Origin of the sequence: Streptomyces sp. NPDC004732 (assembly GCF_040609235.1) — a bacterium.
Lineage (GTDB): Bacteria > Actinomycetota > Actinomycetes > Streptomycetales > Streptomycetaceae > Streptomyces.
Genome location: NZ_JBEXJR010000024.1, coordinates 55,707 through 71,150, shown reverse-complemented (window position 1 = coordinate 71,150; position 15,444 = coordinate 55,707). Strand labels below are relative to the sequence as shown.

Here is a 15,444-nt window from a genome sequence, read left to right as displayed (position 1 = left end):
AAGGTCACCTGTCACCGGGACTTTGGTCCCGGCCGCGGCGGCTCGCGATGCCCTCCGCGAGGACCTCCGCCAGGTGGCGGCCCCGCACCCCGGCCAGTTGCGTCAGCTGGGTCCGGCAGGAGAAGCCGTCGGCCAGCACCACCGCGTCCGTGTCGGCCTGCGCCACCGCGGGCAGCAACTGCTCCTCGGCGCAGGCCTTCGAGACGTCGTAGTGGCCCCGCTCGAAACCGAAGTTCCCGGCGAGCCCGCAGCAGCCCCCGCTCAACTCGCCGGTCAGGCCCGCCTTCGCCCGCAGGCGCCGCTCCGCCGCGTCGCCGAGGACCGCGTGCTGGTGGCAGTGGGTCTGGCCGACGGCGGGGCGGTCGACGTGCGGGGGCCGCCACTGCGGAGCCAGCTCCTCGACCGCCTGCGCGAACGTGCGGACCGACGCGGCGAGCCGGGCCGCGCGCGGGTCGTCGCCGAGCAGTTCGGCCAGGTCGGTCCGGAGCGCCGCGGCGCAGCTCGGCTCCAGGACGACGACCGGTGTTCCGGCGTCCAGGAGCGGCTCCATCCGGTCCAGGGTGGCGCGCAGCACCGCGCGGGCGTGGTCGAGTTGCCCCGTCGACACGTACGTCAGTCCGCAGCAAACCCCACGCGGCGGCACCGCGACGGTGAGTCCGGCGTCCTCAAGTACCGCTACCGCGGCTCGCCCCACCCCGGGCGAGAGGTGGTCGGTGAAGGTGTCGGGCCAGAGCACGAGATCAGGGCGCCCCGTGCCCCTCGGCCGCCTCCGCCACCACTGCCGGAACGTCCGCGGCGCCACCTCCGGCACCGCCCGCTCCGCAGCGATCCCGCCGACCCGCTTGCCGAGCGCGGCCAGCGGGCGGACGCGAGCCAGGGCGTTGACGAGGCCGGCCGTGCGGGTCGCCGCCACCGCCCGCAGCCAGCGCGGCAGCCAGCCCATCGTGTAGTGGGCGGCGGGCCTGCGCCGCCCTTCGTAGTGGTGGTGCAGGAACTCCGCCTTGTACGTGGCCATGTCGACGCCCACCGGGCAGTCCGAGCGGCAGCCCTTGCAGGAGAGGCAGAGGTCGAGCGCGTCCTTGACCTCGGTCGAGCGCCAGCCGTCGGTCACCACCTCACCGGCGAGCATCTCGTGCAGCAGCCGGGCGCGGCCGCGCGTGGAGTGCTCCTCCTCGCCCGTGACGCGGAAGGACGGACACATCACGCCGGTCGGTGAGCCCGGCGACGACGTACGGCACTTGGCGACGCCCACGCACCGCCTGACCGCCGCCGAGAAGTCGCCGCCGTCGTGCGGATAACCGAAGACCACGTCGACCGGTTCGCGGGGCAGGGGCGCGAAGCGCAGGTCGGCGTCGAGGGGCGCGGGCCGCACGAGCATGCCGGGGTTGAGCAGGTCTGCCGGGTCCCAGACGTCCTTCACGCGCTCGAAGAGGCCGACGAGTTCGGGACCGTACATCTTCGGCAGGAGCTCCGCGCGGGCCTGCCCGTCACCGTGTTCGCCGGAGAGCGAGCCGCCGTGCGCGACGACGAGCTCCGCGAGCTCCTCGGAGAAGCCGCGGAAGCGGGCGACGCCCTCACGGGTGAGGAGGTCGAAGTCGATGCGCACGTGGATGCAGCCGTCCCCGAAGTGCCCGTACGGAGTGCCGCGCAGGTCGTGGTCCGTGAGCAGCGCCCTGAAGTCCCTGAGATAGCCGCCGAGCCGGGCGGGCGGCACCGCGCAGTCCTCCCAGCCCGGCCAGGCCTCGCTGCCGTCCGCCATGCGCGTCGCCGTGCCGCTGGCGTCCTCCCGTACGCGCCACAGCGCCCGCTGCCCCGCCGGGTCGTCGACGACCACGGCGTCGAGGACGTCGGCCGCCCGCACGATCGCCTCCGCACGCGCGCGTGCCTCGGCCTGGCTCGCGCCGCCCGTCTCCACGAAGAGCCAGGCACCGCCCTTGGGCAGGCCGCTCTTCTGCGAGGGCTCGCGCACGAGGTCGGCGGCCATGCCCTCGACGGTCAGCGGGCCGTGCGGGAGCAGTCCGGCCGCGGCTTCGGCGGCCGCGCTCTCGTCGCTGTAGCCGAGCACGGCGAGCGCCCGCGCGCGGGGCGCTTCGACGAGGCGTACATCGGCTTCGGTGAGGACGCCGAGCGTGCCTTCCGAGCCGCAGAAGGCGCGTGCGAGGTCCGCGCCGTTCTCGGGGAGCAGCGCGTCCAGGGCGTATCCGGAGATGCGGCGTGGCAGGTCGGGGAAGCCGGTGCGCAGAAGTGCCAGGTCGCCGTCGACCAGGGCGCGCAGGCCCGCCGGGGCGACGCCCCAGCCCCCCGGTACCAGACGCCGGAGTGCACCCGTGCCGTCGACGACCGACAGGGCGGCGACGTTGTCGGCGGTGGTGCCCCAGGCGACCGAGTGCGAGCCGCAGGAGTTGTTGCCGATCATGCCGCCGAGGGTGCAGCGGCTGTGGGTGGAGGGGTCGGGGCCGAAGGTGAGGCCGTGCGGGGCGGCGGCGGAGCGCAGGTCGTCCAGGACGACGCCCGGCTGGACGACGGCGGTCCGTTCCCCGGGGTCGAGGGAGACGATGCGGTTCATGTGGCGGGTGAAGTCGAGGACGACGCCGACTCCCGTGGCCTGTCCGGCGATCGAGGTGCCCGCGCCGCGGGGCACCACCGGCACGTCGTGCTCGCGGCAGACCGCGAGGGCCGCGGCCACGTCGTCGGCGTCGCGCGGGGCGACCACCGCGGCGGGCACGCGACGGTAGTTGGAGGCGTCCATGGTGTGCAGGGCGCGTGCGGTGACGGAGAAGTCCACGTCACCGCGCACACCGGCGCGCAGACCGCGCGCGAACGCATCCGGATCGGACGGCCCCCGCCCCGCCCATGCCTGGTCTCCCCGGTTCCGCGTCGGGCCGCCGTGACCGTCGTCGAGATCGCTCATACAGCCCAGGATGCCTCCGCAGACACCCCTCCCTGCCACCCCGCCTCACCCGTTTTTTCACGATCCGGACGGGAAGATTCCCAACTCGGTCACTAACTCTCCTATAGTGATCCCGACTTGAGCAGAGTGTGTCGCTTCCGATCTAGGACCCCGATTGATGACCGCGCCAACCCCCCTAGCGCGCCCCGGGACGGAGCAACCTCCGCTGCGCCCGACCGCGCTCGTCCTGCTGGCCAGTGCCCTGGTCACCGCGGCACTCACCGGAGCCGCCGTCGCCCTCGCGCCCGGCTCCGTACGGACCCCCCTGGCCTGGGGATCCGGCGCCGCGTCCCTCGCACTGACCGCCGCCGTAACACTCACGTTCCACTCCATACGTGCCAACGCCCTGCTGCGCCGCCGCGTCGAGGCCGTCCAGCAGGACGCCGGACGGCTCGTACAGGAACAGGCAGCACGCACCCAGGAGTTCACCCGAGAGCGTTCGGCCCTCACCGAACACTTCGTCCGTGAGCGGAACGAACTGACCATGCGCGCCCGCGCCGCCGAGTCCGAACGGGCCGCCGCCCTCGCCGCCAGCGCCAACGCCGCGGGCCGCATGCAGGCCCTGGCCACCGGCATGCTCGCCGACCTGCGCGAGATGGAGGGCAGGCACGCGGACGAGGACGTCCTCACCGACCTCCTCCACCTCGACCACCGCACCGCACAGGCGGGCCGCATCGCCGACTCCGTCGCGGTGCTCACCGGCGCCCGCTCGGGCCGCCGCTGGGCCAGGCCCATCGTCATGGAGTCGATCCTGCGCGGCGCGATGGGCCGCATCGGCGGCTACCAGCGCGTGCGCGTCCACTCGGCCAGCGAGGTCGCCGTGGCGGGCCACGCCGCCGAGGGCGTCATGCACGCCCTCGCGGAACTCCTCGACAACGCTGCCAACTTCTCGCCGCCCACCTCCGAAGTACACGTGTACATCGAGGAGGTCGCGGCGGGCGTCATCGTCTCCGTCGAGGACAGCGGCCTGGTGATGGGCGCCGTGCAGCAGCGCCGCGCCGAGCAGGCCGTGTCCGGCGAGACCAAGGGCCTCAGCGGCCTGTCCGGCACGCGGCTCGGACTAGCGGTGGTCGGCAGGCTGGCCCGCAAGCACGGCCTGACGGTGTCGTTCCGCCCGTCGGCACGAGGCGGCACGGGCGTACTCCTCCTGATACCCCAGGAACTACTCTCGCGCCCTTCGGAAACGACTCCGAGGCCCCCCGAAAAGACCACCACCAAGGCCACCGTCACCGCGCCCCCCGACTCGCCGTCACCCGCGAGCGCACCGGAGGGGCCGCGGGGGGATGTGCGCACGGAGCACCGAGCCAACCCTGACGCCCAGGAACTTCCGACGCGGCGCAGGGATGGCGAGTACGTACATCCCCCCGCGGCCCCGCACCCACAAACAACCGGTCAGGGCACCCAAGCCGCCCACGCAGCCCACGCAGCCCAAGAAGCCCAAGCCACCGAAGACGCCCCAGCCGAGACCCCCCTCCCCAAGCGCCCCCGAGGCCGCACCCTCGCCGCAGCCGAACGGTCCCGCGCAGACAGCGACACGGGAGAGACCAGGCGCCCCCGCCCCGCCACCGCCGCAAGCACCGCGGCCCGCTTCAGCAGCTTCCGCCAGGCCGTCCGCGCCACGCCCTCCGAGGACCCCGAGCACTCCAAGGACGCGGCCGCCCCCGCAACACCCCCGCACCCGGAAGGCGAAACCCCCCGATGACCACCGGCACCACCCCCGGCACCACCACCGACGCCAAGCTCACCTGGCTGCTGGAAGGCCTCCTGGAGCGCACCCCCGGCGCCCGGCACGCCCTCGTGCTCTCCCGTGACGGCCTGAAGCTGTGCCGCACCCCCGAGCTCTCCGTCGACCAGGCCGACCAGCTCGCCGCGATAGCCGCGGGCATCCAGTCCCTGTCGCACGGCGCGTCCGCCGAGTTCGGCGACGGCAGCGGCGGGGTCCGCTCGGCGATGGCGGAGTTCTACGGCGGCATCCTCTTCATCGTCGAGGCGGGCGAGGGCGCGCACCTCGCGGTCATCGCCGCCGAGGACGCCGACGCGGGCCTCGTCGGCCACACCATGAGCGAGCTGGTCGAGCAGCTCGGCGAGCACCTGCGCGCCGAGCCCCGCGCCGACGACGGCCCCCGCACCCTGCCCGCCTCATGAGCCGCCCCGGCCGGGACGACTCCCCCGACCGGCTGTACACCCTCACCGGTGGACGCAGCCGGTCGGCGCCCGACGCACCCTTCGACCTGGTGACCCTGATCGTCGCCGAGTCCGGCCCGGTCCCCGGCATGCAGTCGGAGCACGCCGCGATCCTGCGTCTGTGCCACCTGCCGACCGCCATGGTGGAGATCGCCGCCGAACTCGGCCTGCCGGTGAGCATCACCCGCATCATGCTGTCCGACCTGCTGGACGCGGGCCGGATCAGCGCCCGCCACCCGCGCGCGGCGGCAGGCCACAGCCTTCCCGACCCCGACATCCTGGAGCAGGTGCTCGTTGGACTCCGCAATCTCTGAACGCAGCGCTACCGGGGCCACCCGAAGGGAACTGACCGCCACCGCCGACAACGGCCTGAAGATCGTCGTGGTCGGCGGCTTCGGGGTCGGCAAGACGACACTGGTCCGCTCGGTCAGCGAGATCCGTCCCCTCAACACCGAGGAGACGATGACGCAGGCCGGGCAGGGCATCGACGAGACGGGCGGCCTCGAAGGCCTGGGCGGCAAGACGTCCACGACCGTCGCCTTCGACTTCGGCCGCATCACGCTCGACGCGCACAACATCCTCTATCTGTTCGGCGCGCCCGGCCAGGAACGCTTCTGGTTCCTGTGGGACCGCCTCTTCTCCGGCACGCTCGGCGCGGTCGTCCTCGTCGACACCCGCCGCCTGGAGGACTCCTGGTACGCGATCGACCGCCTGGAGCACCACGGCACGCCGTTCATCGTGGCCCGCAACGACTTCGGCGGCTCCGGGCACACCCCCGAGCAGCTGCGCGAGGCGCTCGACCTCGACCCCGGCGTGCCGCTCGTCGACTGCGACGCCCGCTCGCGGGAGTCCAGCAAGGACGTGCTGATCACGCTCGTCGAACACCTCCAGTCGCTGTACGCCGCGCAGCGCCACGCCGCCCCGCGCCAAGCCGCCCCTCAGGAGAACGCCCAGTGACCTGCCCCGTGACCGGCGCCGGCGCGCCCGTACCGCTCTCCGGACCGCGGTTCGCCGCCGAACCCACCCAGCTGTACCGGGAGATGCGCCGCGACCACGGCCCCGTCGCCCCCGTCCTGCTCGATGGCGGCATACCGGCCTGGCTGGTGCTCGGCTACCGCGAACTGCACCAGGTCACCGGCGACCCGGTCCTCTACAGCCGCGACTCCGAGCTGTGGAACCAGTGGCCGGACATCCCCGCCGACTGGCCGCTGCTCCCGATGATCGGCCACAAGCAGCCGTCGATCCTCTACACGGTCGGCGAGCGGCACACCCGGCGCGCCGCGATGATCGCGCACGCCCTCGAGGCGATCGACCCCTTCGAACTCAGGGCGCATGCCGAGAAGTTCGCGGACGAGCTGATCGACCGCTTCTGCGGCAAGGGGACCACGGAGATCGTCGCCGAGTACGCGATGCTGCTCCCGGTCCGCGTCCTCGCCCGCATCTACGGCTTCTCCGACGAGGAGGGCCCCGGCCTCGTCACCGCCATGAACGACATGATCGACGGCCGCGAGCGGGCCCTCGCGGGCCAGCAGCACCTGGGCGGTTCGATGATGCGGCTCATCGCCGACAAGCACGCGGAGCCGGGCCAGGACGTCGCCTCGTACATGCTGGAGGCCCAACTCACCGAAGAGGGCTCCGACTTCACCGACGAGGAGATCGCCCAGGACCTCATGGTGATGATGGCCGCGGGCCACCAGCCGAGCGCCGACTGGATCGGCAACTCGCTGCGCCTGATGCTCACCGACGACCGCTTCGCCGCGTCCCTGTTCGGCGGCAGGCACAGCGTCGCGGAGGCCATGAACGAGGTCCTGTGGGAGGACACCCCCACCCAGAACGTCGCGGGCCGCTGGGCCTCGCGCGACACCCAGCTCGGCGGGCGCCGCATCAACTCCGGTGACCTGCTCCTCCTCGGTCTCGCCGCCGCCAACGCCGACCCGCAGGTCCGCACCGACGGCTCCGCCCTGACCGGCGGCAACAGCGCCCACTTCTCCTTCGGCCACGGCGAGCACCGCTGTCCCTTCCCCGCGCAGGAGGTCGCCGAGGTCATCGCACGGACCGGCATCGAGGTCCTCCTCGACCGGCTGCCCGACCTCGACCTCGCGGTACCGGCCGACGCCCTGACGCGCCGCCCTTCGCCGTGGCTGCGCGGCCTGACCGACCTGCCGGTGAGCTTCACCCCGACCCCGACCTCAGCCTTTGGAGAACTCAGATGACGCGCATCGCCCTGGATCCGTTCGTCACCGACCTCGACGGCGAGAGCGCACGGCTGCGCGCGGCGGGCCCGCTCGCCGAGGCGGAGCTGCCGGGCGGCGTGCCGGTGTGGGCGGTCACGCACCACGCCGAGGCCCGGCAACTCCTCACCGACAAGCGCCTGGTGAAGGACATCAACGTCTGGGGCGCATGGCAGCGCGGTGAGATCCCCGCGGACTGGCCGCTGATCGGCCTGGCCAACCCCGGCCGCTCCATGCTGACGGTCGACGGCGAGGAGCACCGCAGGATGCGCACCCTGGTCGCGCAGGCGCTGACGCCGCGGCGGGTGGAGCGGATGCGGGAGCGCATAGCGGAACTGACGGAAGGCCTCCTGAACAAACTCCCCGACGACTCCGCAGCCGACGACTCCGCAGCCGTCGACTCCTCGGTCGTCGACCTGAAGGCGGAGTTCGCCTACCCCCTCCCCATGTACGTCATCAGTGACCTGATGGGCATCGACGAGGCGGACCACCCGCGCCTGAAGGTCCTCTTCGACAAGTTCTTCTCCACGCAGACGCCCCCGGAGGAGGTCGTGGCGACGCTCGGCGAGCTCGCCGGGATGATGGGCAAGGTCGTCGCGGCCCGTCGCACGGAGCCCGGCGACGACCTGACGAGCGCGCTGATCCAGGCGTCCGAGGACGGCGACCACCTCACGGACGAGGAGATCGTCTCCACGCTCCAGCTGATGGTCGCGGCGGGCCACGAGACGACGATCTCCCTCATCGTCAACGCGGTCGTGAACCTCTCCGCCCACCCCGAGCAGCTCGCGCTCGTCCGCTCCGGGCAGGTCGGCTGGGACGCGGTGATCGAGGAGACCCTGCGCCACTCCACCCCCACTTCGCACGTCCTGATCCGCTTCGCCGCGGAGGACGTCCCCGTCGGGGACAAGGTGATCCCCAAGGGTGACGCGCTGATCGTGTCGTACGGCGCGATAGGCCGCGACGAGCAGGCGCACGGCCCCACGGCGGACGCGTTCGACATCACGCGCACGTCGCCGACCCGCCACATCTCGTTCGGCCACGGCCCGCACGTGTGCCCCGGCGCGGCGCTCTCCCGCCTGGAGGCGGGCGTCGCCCTCCCGGCGCTGTACGCCCGCTTCCCCGCCCTGACCCTGGCGGTCCCGCACTCGGAACTCCGCAACAAGCCGGTGGTAACGCAGAACGACTTGTTCGAGCTGCCGGTGCGGCTCCGCGGCTAGCGCCGCGAAGTTCCAGCCCTCCGGCGAAGTTTCCAGCCCCTCCGGCGATTGAGGAGCGGGGTCCGGGGCGGAGCCCCGCGGCCTGGTCTCAGTCGCCGGACTGGTCAAGGCCCCGGGGCCAGAAGCCGCTAGGCTCACCCCGTGGCTGAGATCCAGATTCCCGCTGACATGAAGCCCGCCGACGGCCGTTTCGGCGCGGGCCCCTCCAAGGTGCGTACGGAGGCGCTGGACGCCCTGGCCGCCACCGGCACTTCCCTGCTCGGTACGTCCCACCGCCAGGCCCCGGTCAAGAACCTGGTCGGCCGCGTGCGCGAGGGCATCAACTCCCTCTTCTCCCTCCCCGAGGGGTACGAGGTGATCCTCGGCAACGGCGGCTCCACCGCGTTCTGGGACGTGGCGACGCACGGCCTGATCGAGAACAGGTCGCAGCACCTCACGTTCGGCGAGTTCTCCTCGAAGTTCGCGAAGGCGGCGAAGCTCGCCCCGTGGCTGGCCGAGCCGACCGTGATCTCCTCGGACCCGGGCACGCACCCGGACCCGAAGGCGGAGGCGGGCGTCGACGTCTACGCCTACACGCACAACGAGACCTCGACCGGCGTCGCGGCCCCGATCAAGCGCGTCGCGGGCGCCGACTCCGGCTCCCTCGTCCTGGTGGACGCGACGTCCGGCGCGGGCGGCCTGCCCGTCGACATCGCCGAGACGGACGTCTACTACTTCGCCCCGCAGAAGTCCTTCGCCTCCGACGGCGGCCTGTGGCTCGCGGCGTTCTCCCCGGCGGCGATCGAGCGCGCCGAGCGGATCCACGCGTCCGGCCGCCACGTCCCGGAGTTCTTCTCGCTCCCCACGGCGATCGACAACTCCCGCAAGAACCAGACGTACAACACCCCCGCGCTCTCCACACTCTTCCTGCTCGCCGAGCAGCTGGACTGGATGAACTCCCAGGGCGGCCTGGAGTTCACGACGGGCCGCACGGCCGCGTCCTCGCGCACGCTGTACGGCTGGGCCGAGGAGTCCAAGTACGCGACCCCGTTCGTCACGGACCCGGCCAAGCGCTCGCAGGTCATCGGCACGATCGACTTCACGGACGAGATCGACGCCGCCGCGATCGCCAAGGCACTGCGCGCCAACGGCATCGTGGACACGGAGCCGTACCGCAAACTGGGCCGCAACCAGCTGCGCGTGGCCATGTTCCCGGCGATCGACCCGGCGGACATCGAGGCGTTGACCCAGTGCATCGACTACGTGATCGAACGCCTCTGATGCCTCGCTGTGCGACCGGCCGCGGGTTCGTCGTGGCTGGTCGCGCAGTTCCCCGCGCCCCTTATGGGGCGCCCCGAGCCTCAGCGGCTCAGCTGCTTGAACCTCCGTACCGCAAGCGGCAGGAAGACCAGCGAAAGCACCACCGGCCACACCACCGCCATCAGCACCGCGTTCTGCTCCACCCAGGTGGCGCCGCCCGCGCCGGGGTTGCCGAAGAGTTCGCGGGTGGCCGTGCCCGTCGACGAGACGGGGTTCCATGCGGCGACCGGGGCCAGCCAGTCCGGCATCAGGGACGGTGCCACGAAGACGCTGGAGATCATCGTGAACGGGAACGCGATCGCGTAGAGGCCGCCCGCCGCCTCCGGGGTCGGTACGACCAGGCCCAGGTACACGCCCACCCAGATCAGGCTGAAGCGCAGGAGCAGCAGCAGGCCGAAGGCGAGCAGGGTGTCGGGGAGGCCCGCGCTGGAGCGCCAGCCGATGGCGAGGGCCGTGAGTGCGAGGATCGTCAGTTCGGCGCAGGCCACGACGAGGTCGGCGAGGCCGCGGCCCGATGCGACGGCGGAGGGGGCCATGGGCATCGAGCGGAAGCGGTCGATGACGCCCTTCGTGGAGTCGGTGACGACGCCCATCGCCGTGTTCATGAAACCGAAGGCCATGGTCATCACGAACATGCCGGGCATCAGGAACTGCTTGTAGTCGCCGTCCTCGCCGCCGCCGGGCACCTTCATCGCCTCGCCGAAGACGAAGCCGTACAGCAGCACGCTGATGATGGGGAAGCCCAGCTGCCAGGCGATGGTGATGGGCTGGCACAGGAAGTGCGTCAGGTAGCGGCGGGTGACGTTCCAGCCGTCGGCGAGGGCCCAGAAGAGGCGGCCCCGGGACTCCTGCCCGATGTCGGTGCCGGTGCCGGTGCTGGTGGAGCGGGGGGTGACCGTGCCTGTGCTCATGCCGCCGCCTCCTGCTTCGCGCCCTGAGTGGTCCCGGCGGGCTCCGGTGTCTCGCCCGTGAGTCTGAGGAACACGTCGTCCAGGCTCGGCCTGCGCAGCCCGATGTCCTCGACCGCGACGCCCCTGTCCCGCAGCGTCCTCGCCACGTCCGTCAGCGCGCCCACGCGATCCGTCACGGCGCCCTGCACGCGGCGCTCCAGGTCCACGGTCAGCGGTTCGCCGTCGCAGACGCGGGACACGGCCTCGACGGCCGCGGGCAGGTCGGCGTGGTCGCGCACCACGACGTCCAGGTGGCTGCCGCCCACCGTGCTCTTCAGGCCCTCGGGGGTGTCGTCGGCGATGGCACGGCCGCGGTCGATGACGGTGATGCGGGAGGCGAGCCGGTCGGCCTCCTCCATGTACTGGGTGGTGAGCAGCACGGTCGTGCCGCCCGCCACCAACTCCCTTATCGTGTCCCACACTTCGAAGCGGCTGCGCGGGTCCAGGCCGGTGGTCGGCTCGTCCAGGAAGAGGACGGCGGGCGCGAGGATCATCGAGGCGGCGAGGTCGAGCCTGCGCCGCATGCCGCCGCTGTACTGTCCCGCACTCTTCTCCGCCGCGTCCTCCAGGTGGAACTGCTCCAGGAGTTCCCGCGCGCGCCGCTCCGCGCGCCTGGCGCCCAGGTGGAAGAGGCGGCCGAACATCTCCAGGTTCTGCCGACCGGTGAGGATCTCGTCGACCGCCGCCTCCTGACCGGTGAGGCCGATGCGGCCGCGGACCAGCTCGGGCTCGCGCGCCACGTCGGCGCCCGCGACCTCGGCACGGCCGCCGTCGAGCCGGACGAGCGTGGCGAGGATCCGCACGGCCGTGGTCTTGCCCGCACCGTTGGGCCCGAGGAGTCCGTGCACCGTGCCTTGCTCGACGTGCAGGTCGAAGCCGTCCAGGGCGTACTTCTCCCCGTACCGCTTCGTCAGTCCTTCGGCCCGCACCGCCGGACCGTTCCCGTTGGTCGGATGCATCGACTGTCCCTTCTCGCGCCATCTGGGTACGCCGTACCCAATTGAGAGTACACCGTACCCAGTTCTACGAGTACGCCGTACTCAATTTCGTGGCCTGCGATTAGGCTGAGCGCCATGACGAGCACGAACGGCAGCGACGACCGGCGCACCGGCAGCGACATCACCCGCAGCCTGGAACTGCTCTGGGGCGAGGGCGGGCGCCCGGCCCGGGGCCCCAAGCCGGGGCTCACGCTGGACCGGATCGTCACCGAGGCCGTGCGGCTCGCGGACGCCGAGGGCCTCGCGGCCGTCTCCATGCGGCGCCTGTCCACGGAGCTCGGCACCGGCACGATGTCCCTGTACCGGTACGTCCCCGGCAAGGGCGACCTGGTCGACCTGATGCTGGACCGCGTCTTCGCGCCGCCGGAGGAGGACGAGCCCTGGACCGGCGGCTGGCGCGAGGGCGTCGAGGAGCACGCGCGCCAGACCCTCGTGCTCCACCGCCGCCACCCGTGGCTGCTCCACGTCAACCAGGCCCGCCCGGTGCTCGGCCCCGGCACCGTCGGCAGCCTGGACCGCACGCTGTCCCGGATCAGAACGATGGGCCTGACCGACCCCGAGCTGGTCGGCGTGATCGTGATGACGGAGGGGTACGTCACCGGGGTCGCCCGCACCCAGGCGCACGAGGCGGAGGCGGTGACCAAGAGCGGTCTGTCGGAGGAGGCGTTCTGGGAGGCCCAGGCGCCGACCCTGGACAGGATCATGACGAGCGGCCGCTACCCGACCCTCGCGGGCCTCTCCGAGGACGCGTTCGGCTGGGACTTCGACCACTTCGAGTTCGGCCTGCAGCGCCTCCTCGACGGCCTGGACGTCCTGGTCGCCCAGCGCGCCGCCCAACGCGCCGCCCAGGGCTGAGATCCCGGGCGCGCGCGGCTACTTGCCGCCGCCGCGCCTCCCCAGCCGCCTGAAGCCGAACACGGCGAGCAGCACCGCCCCCACGACGATCGCCCCTGTCTTGAGGCCCCCCTCGGCCCCGGCGTCCCCGCCGCCGTCACCGGACCCCGCACCGCCCGCCGAGGAGCCGGAGCCGCCCCCGGCCCCGCCCGGCGCCTCCACCGGCTTGACCTCGCTCTGCGCGCCCTCGGTGCCGTACATCAGCGTGGTCCCGTCGAGCGTGTACGTCACGGACTCCCCCTGCCGCTGCAGCGGCACGCTCAGCCGCCCCTTGCGCTGCGGCTTCTTGCCCTCGCCCTGCCACGCGTACCAGATGCCGCCGAAGTACCCGCGCAGCGCGAGCTGTCTGCCGTCGGGCGAGAAGGCGCCGTCGGTCACCCACAGGTCGACCTCGGAGATCCGCTTGAAGACGTTCGTCCCCGACGCGGACATCCGCTCCGGGCTCTCGTACAGCCCGCCGCCGTCCTCGTTCTTGCTGACGATGTAGATCCGGCCGGTCTTCGGATGCACCATCAGCGCCTCCGCGTCCCGCGCCCCGTCCGCGTACTTGACCACGTACTGCGTGGCGCGGACCGTCTGGTCCTTCAGGGTCTTGGGCTCGGGCAGCTTGTAGACCCAGACGTTCGGCCAGGTGCCGTTGAGGTTGTCGCCGATGTCGCCGACGTAGATGTTCCCGTCGCTGCCGACCGAGATCGCCTCGACGTCGCGCGGCGCGCCCACGCCGGTCATCGTGACGGTGGCGACGGTCTCGCCCGTCTTCGAGTCGACCGCGTACAGGTAGGCGCCCTTGTCCTGGTCGTTGTGCGTCCAGTAGATGCCGGGGTGGGCGCGGGACGCGGCGAGGCCGCTGGACTCGACGATCCGCGGGTCCTTGATCGTGAACCCGTCGTGATCGTCGGCCGCCGCGGGGGCGGCGGGCACGGCCACGGCGAAGGCGAAGGCCAGCACGGCACCGGCAAGGACAGACGGAACAGCCCGAAGCGAACGCATGGGGCCAAGCGTGCCACCTGCCCCCGCGCACCGACCGCCGGGGCACGGAGCGTGCTCAGCCTCACATCGCAGGCCGGGGCCCGGATCCGGGATGATGACCGGATGCTCAGGTTCATGTTCGTCGGCGACTCCATGACGATCGGGAGCGCCGGTGAACACACCTGGCGCCACCGCATGTGGCGACACCTGTGCGACACCCTCGGCCCCGAGGGCGTCGCCGTGGTCGGCCCGCGCACCGCCCTCCACGACAAGGCGGCGGGAGAACCCCTCTCCCACGCGTACGCCGACGCGTCCCCGGACTTCCCCCGCAACCACCTCGCGGGCTGGGGCGAGGGCTGGCTGCACCTGGCCCCGCAGATCTCCGGCGCGCTGACCCGCGATCCCGCCGACGTCCTGCTCGTCTCCCTCGGCCTCATCGACCTCGGCTTCTACACGAACGCGGAGCAGACCGCGGAGAACGTCCGCGCCTTCGTCACGGCGGCCCGCACGGCGAACCCGCACGTCCGGATGGTGCTGCTGCCCGTCATCCCGAACGTCCGGGCCGAGTCCGACGCCCCGTTCGCCGCGGAGGTCGACCGCTTCAACGTGCTCCTGGCGAAGGCGGTGGCGGACCTGGACACGCCCCGCTCCCCGCTCCTGCTTGCCTCGCGCCCGCCGTCGTACGACATCCACCTCGACACGTACGACGGCACGCACCCGAACGCGAGCGGCGAGCACAAACTGGCGTCGGCCTTCGCGGACGCCCTGTCCCAGGCGTGGGGCATCGGCGGCCCCTACGCGGGGACGCTCATGACGCCCACCGGCTGATCCCGAACTTCCCTCCCTCGCGCCGCACTTCCACCGCGCCGGTACCGGCGAAGTGCGCCGGGACGACCAGCTCCCCCTCGTCGGCGGCCCGCCCGAGCACCCGGACGCGCGACGCGGCGGCCTCCTTCGGGTCCTCGCAGAACTCACTGCTGCAGCACGGTTCGAGGATCTGCACCGGGAGGTGCAGCAGATCACCGACGAAGACGGCGCGGTCGGTGCCGGAGTGCAGCCGCAGCACGGACGAGCCGGGGGTGTGTCCTGGCGCGGACTCCAGGGTGAGGTGGGAGTCGATGCGGTGCGTGCCCTCCCACAGCACGGCCTGACCTGCCTGTACGACGGGCGCGATGCTGTCCGCGAAGCCGTAGCGGTTGTCCACGCGGACGGCGTCGCCGCGGTCGGGGCCGAAGAAGGCGTGGTCGGCGGCGGGGATGAGGTAGGTGGCGTTGGGGAAGGTGGGGACCCAACTGCCGCCCACGTTGTGTGTGTTCCACCCGATGTGGTCGCCGTGCAGGTGGGTGTTGACGACGACGTCGACGTCCTCGGGCCGCACCCCTGCGGCGGCGAGCCGGTCGAGGTAGTCGGTGTCGAGGTGCTCGAAGGGGGGCACACCGGGCCGCTCCCTGCCGTTGCCTATGCCCGTGTCGACGAGGACGGTCCTGCCCTCGCTCCTGAGCACCCAGGTCTGCATGAGCGCGATGGCGTCGCCGCTGCCCGGGTCCCAGTGGTCGGGCACGAGCCACTCCTCGTTGTCGCGCCACACCTCGTCGGGCACCTCGGGCACGACCATCTGCGCCGCGAGCGGGAACCTCTCGACTTCGACGACGCGGCTGACCTCGACGTCACCCAACACAATCTTCTGACCGCTGAATTCGCTCATGGGTTCACCGTAGGGAGGATGAAACGAGTGCCTCAATGCCCGCTCAC

General features: G+C 72.3%; 14 protein-coding genes. 9 read left to right on the top strand and 5 right to left on the bottom strand.

Going from position 1 to position 15,444, the window contains the following annotated elements; genetic code table 11:
* Nucleotides 1-4 precede the first annotated feature (4 nt).
* A complete protein-coding gene (locus tag ABZV77_RS41180) occupies nt 5-2,749 on the bottom strand; it encodes an FAD-binding and (Fe-S)-binding domain-containing protein (protein ID WP_356268311.1) in 2,745 nt (914 codons plus the stop codon).
* A gap of 319 nt (nt 2,750-3,068) precedes the next feature.
* On the opposite strand from ABZV77_RS41180, the gene ABZV77_RS41175 reads away from it, so the two are divergent.
* The 7 genes from ABZV77_RS41175 (at nt 3,069) to serC (ending at nt 9,842) form a co-directional block, all read left to right on the top strand.
* The gene (locus ABZV77_RS41175) at nt 3,069-4,652 is read left to right on the top strand and encodes an ATP-binding protein (protein WP_356268261.1); all 1,584 of its coding nucleotides are present in this window, start codon (nt 3,069-3,071) and stop codon (nt 4,650-4,652) included.
* Nucleotides 4,649-5,095, top strand: a complete 447-nt coding sequence (locus ABZV77_RS41170) for a roadblock/LC7 domain-containing protein (RefSeq protein ID WP_356268258.1) — start codon at nt 4,649-4,651, stop codon at nt 5,093-5,095. The genes ABZV77_RS41175 and ABZV77_RS41170 overlap by 4 nt, the downstream gene beginning before the upstream one ends.
* Nucleotides 5,092-5,448, top strand: a complete 357-nt coding sequence (locus tag ABZV77_RS41165; protein ID WP_356268256.1) for a DUF742 domain-containing protein — start codon at nt 5,092-5,094, stop codon at nt 5,446-5,448. The genes ABZV77_RS41170 and ABZV77_RS41165 overlap by 4 nt, the downstream gene beginning before the upstream one ends.
* Nucleotides 5,429-6,091, top strand: a complete 663-nt coding sequence (locus ABZV77_RS41160; protein WP_356268254.1) for an ATP/GTP-binding protein — start codon at nt 5,429-5,431, stop codon at nt 6,089-6,091. Before ABZV77_RS41165 ends, ABZV77_RS41160 begins: the two co-directional genes overlap by 20 nt.
* Nucleotides 6,088-7,347 (top strand): cytochrome P450, encoded by a 1,260-nt coding sequence (locus ABZV77_RS41155; protein ID WP_356268252.1) that lies wholly within the window; start codon nt 6,088-6,090, stop codon nt 7,345-7,347. Before ABZV77_RS41160 ends, ABZV77_RS41155 begins: the two co-directional genes overlap by 4 nt.
* Nucleotides 7,344-8,582: a cytochrome P450 gene (locus ABZV77_RS41150; protein ID WP_356268250.1), complete on the top strand. Its 1,239-nt coding sequence runs from the start codon at nt 7,344-7,346 to the stop codon at nt 8,580-8,582. The genes ABZV77_RS41155 and ABZV77_RS41150 overlap by 4 nt, the downstream gene beginning before the upstream one ends.
* A gap of 141 nt (nt 8,583-8,723) precedes the next feature.
* Complete coding sequence (gene serC, locus ABZV77_RS41145) at nt 8,724-9,842, top strand: phosphoserine transaminase (protein ID WP_356268248.1); 1,119 nt, start codon at nt 8,724-8,726, stop codon at nt 9,840-9,842.
* An 80-nt stretch (nt 9,843-9,922) separates the two neighbouring features.
* Here serC and ABZV77_RS41140 read toward each other — a convergent pair whose 3' ends face one another.
* Together ABZV77_RS41140 and ABZV77_RS41135 are read right to left on the bottom strand one after the other, a co-directional pair.
* Entirely contained in the window at nt 9,923-10,792 is an 870-nt protein-coding gene (locus ABZV77_RS41140) for an ABC transporter permease (RefSeq protein WP_356268246.1), read from the bottom strand.
* A complete protein-coding gene (locus ABZV77_RS41135) occupies nt 10,789-11,790 on the bottom strand; it encodes an ATP-binding cassette domain-containing protein (RefSeq protein ID WP_356268244.1) in 1,002 nt (333 codons plus the stop codon). The genes ABZV77_RS41140 and ABZV77_RS41135 overlap by 4 nt, the downstream gene beginning before the upstream one ends.
* Nucleotides 11,791-11,904: 114 nt before the next feature.
* Between ABZV77_RS41135 and ABZV77_RS41130 the strand changes: the two genes are divergently transcribed.
* Entirely contained in the window at nt 11,905-12,684 is a 780-nt protein-coding gene (locus ABZV77_RS41130; RefSeq protein ID WP_356268242.1) for a TetR/AcrR family transcriptional regulator, read from the top strand.
* A gap of 18 nt (nt 12,685-12,702) precedes the next feature.
* Here ABZV77_RS41130 and ABZV77_RS41125 read toward each other — a convergent pair whose 3' ends face one another.
* Entirely contained in the window at nt 12,703-13,713 is a 1,011-nt protein-coding gene (locus tag ABZV77_RS41125; RefSeq protein WP_356268240.1) for a WD40 repeat domain-containing protein, read from the bottom strand.
* 102 nt (nt 13,714-13,815) lie between these two features.
* Here ABZV77_RS41125 and ABZV77_RS41120 point away from each other — a divergent pair, with 102 nt between their 5' ends.
* Complete coding sequence (locus ABZV77_RS41120; protein ID WP_356268238.1) at nt 13,816-14,520, top strand: GDSL-type esterase/lipase family protein; 705 nt, start codon at nt 13,816-13,818, stop codon at nt 14,518-14,520.
* Here ABZV77_RS41120 and ABZV77_RS41115 read toward each other — a convergent pair.
* Nucleotides 14,501-15,397 (bottom strand): MBL fold metallo-hydrolase, encoded by an 897-nt coding sequence (locus ABZV77_RS41115; RefSeq protein WP_356268236.1) that lies wholly within the window; start codon nt 15,395-15,397, stop codon nt 14,501-14,503. The two genes, ABZV77_RS41120 and ABZV77_RS41115, sit on opposite strands and share 20 nt — an antisense overlap.
* Between the last annotated feature and the right edge of the window lie 47 nt (nt 15,398-15,444).

What these genes read in the sequence shown, in the direction of transcription:
- ABZV77_RS41180 (WP_356268311.1), bottom strand. Translation starts at nt 2,749, where the DNA reads ATGGACGCCTCCAACTACCGTCGCGTGCCCGCCGCGGTGGTCGCCCCG.
- ABZV77_RS41175 (WP_356268261.1), top strand. Translation starts at nt 3,069, where the DNA reads ATGACCGCGCCAACCCCCCTAGCGCGCCCCGGGACGGAGCAACCTCCG.
- ABZV77_RS41170 (WP_356268258.1), top strand. Translation starts at nt 4,649, where the DNA reads ATGACCACCGGCACCACCCCCGGCACCACCACCGACGCCAAGCTCACC.
- ABZV77_RS41165 (WP_356268256.1), top strand. Translation starts at nt 5,092, where the DNA reads ATGAGCCGCCCCGGCCGGGACGACTCCCCCGACCGGCTGTACACCCTC.
- ABZV77_RS41150 (WP_356268250.1), top strand. Translation starts at nt 7,344, where the DNA reads ATGACGCGCATCGCCCTGGATCCGTTCGTCACCGACCTCGACGGCGAG.
- ABZV77_RS41140 (WP_356268246.1), bottom strand. Translation starts at nt 10,792, where the DNA reads ATGAGCACAGGCACGGTCACCCCCCGCTCCACCAGCACCGGCACCGGC.
- ABZV77_RS41135 (WP_356268244.1), bottom strand. Translation starts at nt 11,790, where the DNA reads ATGCATCCGACCAACGGGAACGGTCCGGCGGTGCGGGCCGAAGGACTG.
- ABZV77_RS41130 (WP_356268242.1), top strand. Translation starts at nt 11,905, where the DNA reads ATGACGAGCACGAACGGCAGCGACGACCGGCGCACCGGCAGCGACATC.
- ABZV77_RS41125 (WP_356268240.1), bottom strand. Translation starts at nt 13,713, where the DNA reads ATGCGTTCGCTTCGGGCTGTTCCGTCTGTCCTTGCCGGTGCCGTGCTG.
- ABZV77_RS41120 (WP_356268238.1), top strand. Translation starts at nt 13,816, where the DNA reads ATGCTCAGGTTCATGTTCGTCGGCGACTCCATGACGATCGGGAGCGCC.
- ABZV77_RS41115 (WP_356268236.1), bottom strand. Translation starts at nt 15,397, where the DNA reads ATGAGCGAATTCAGCGGTCAGAAGATTGTGTTGGGTGACGTCGAGGTC.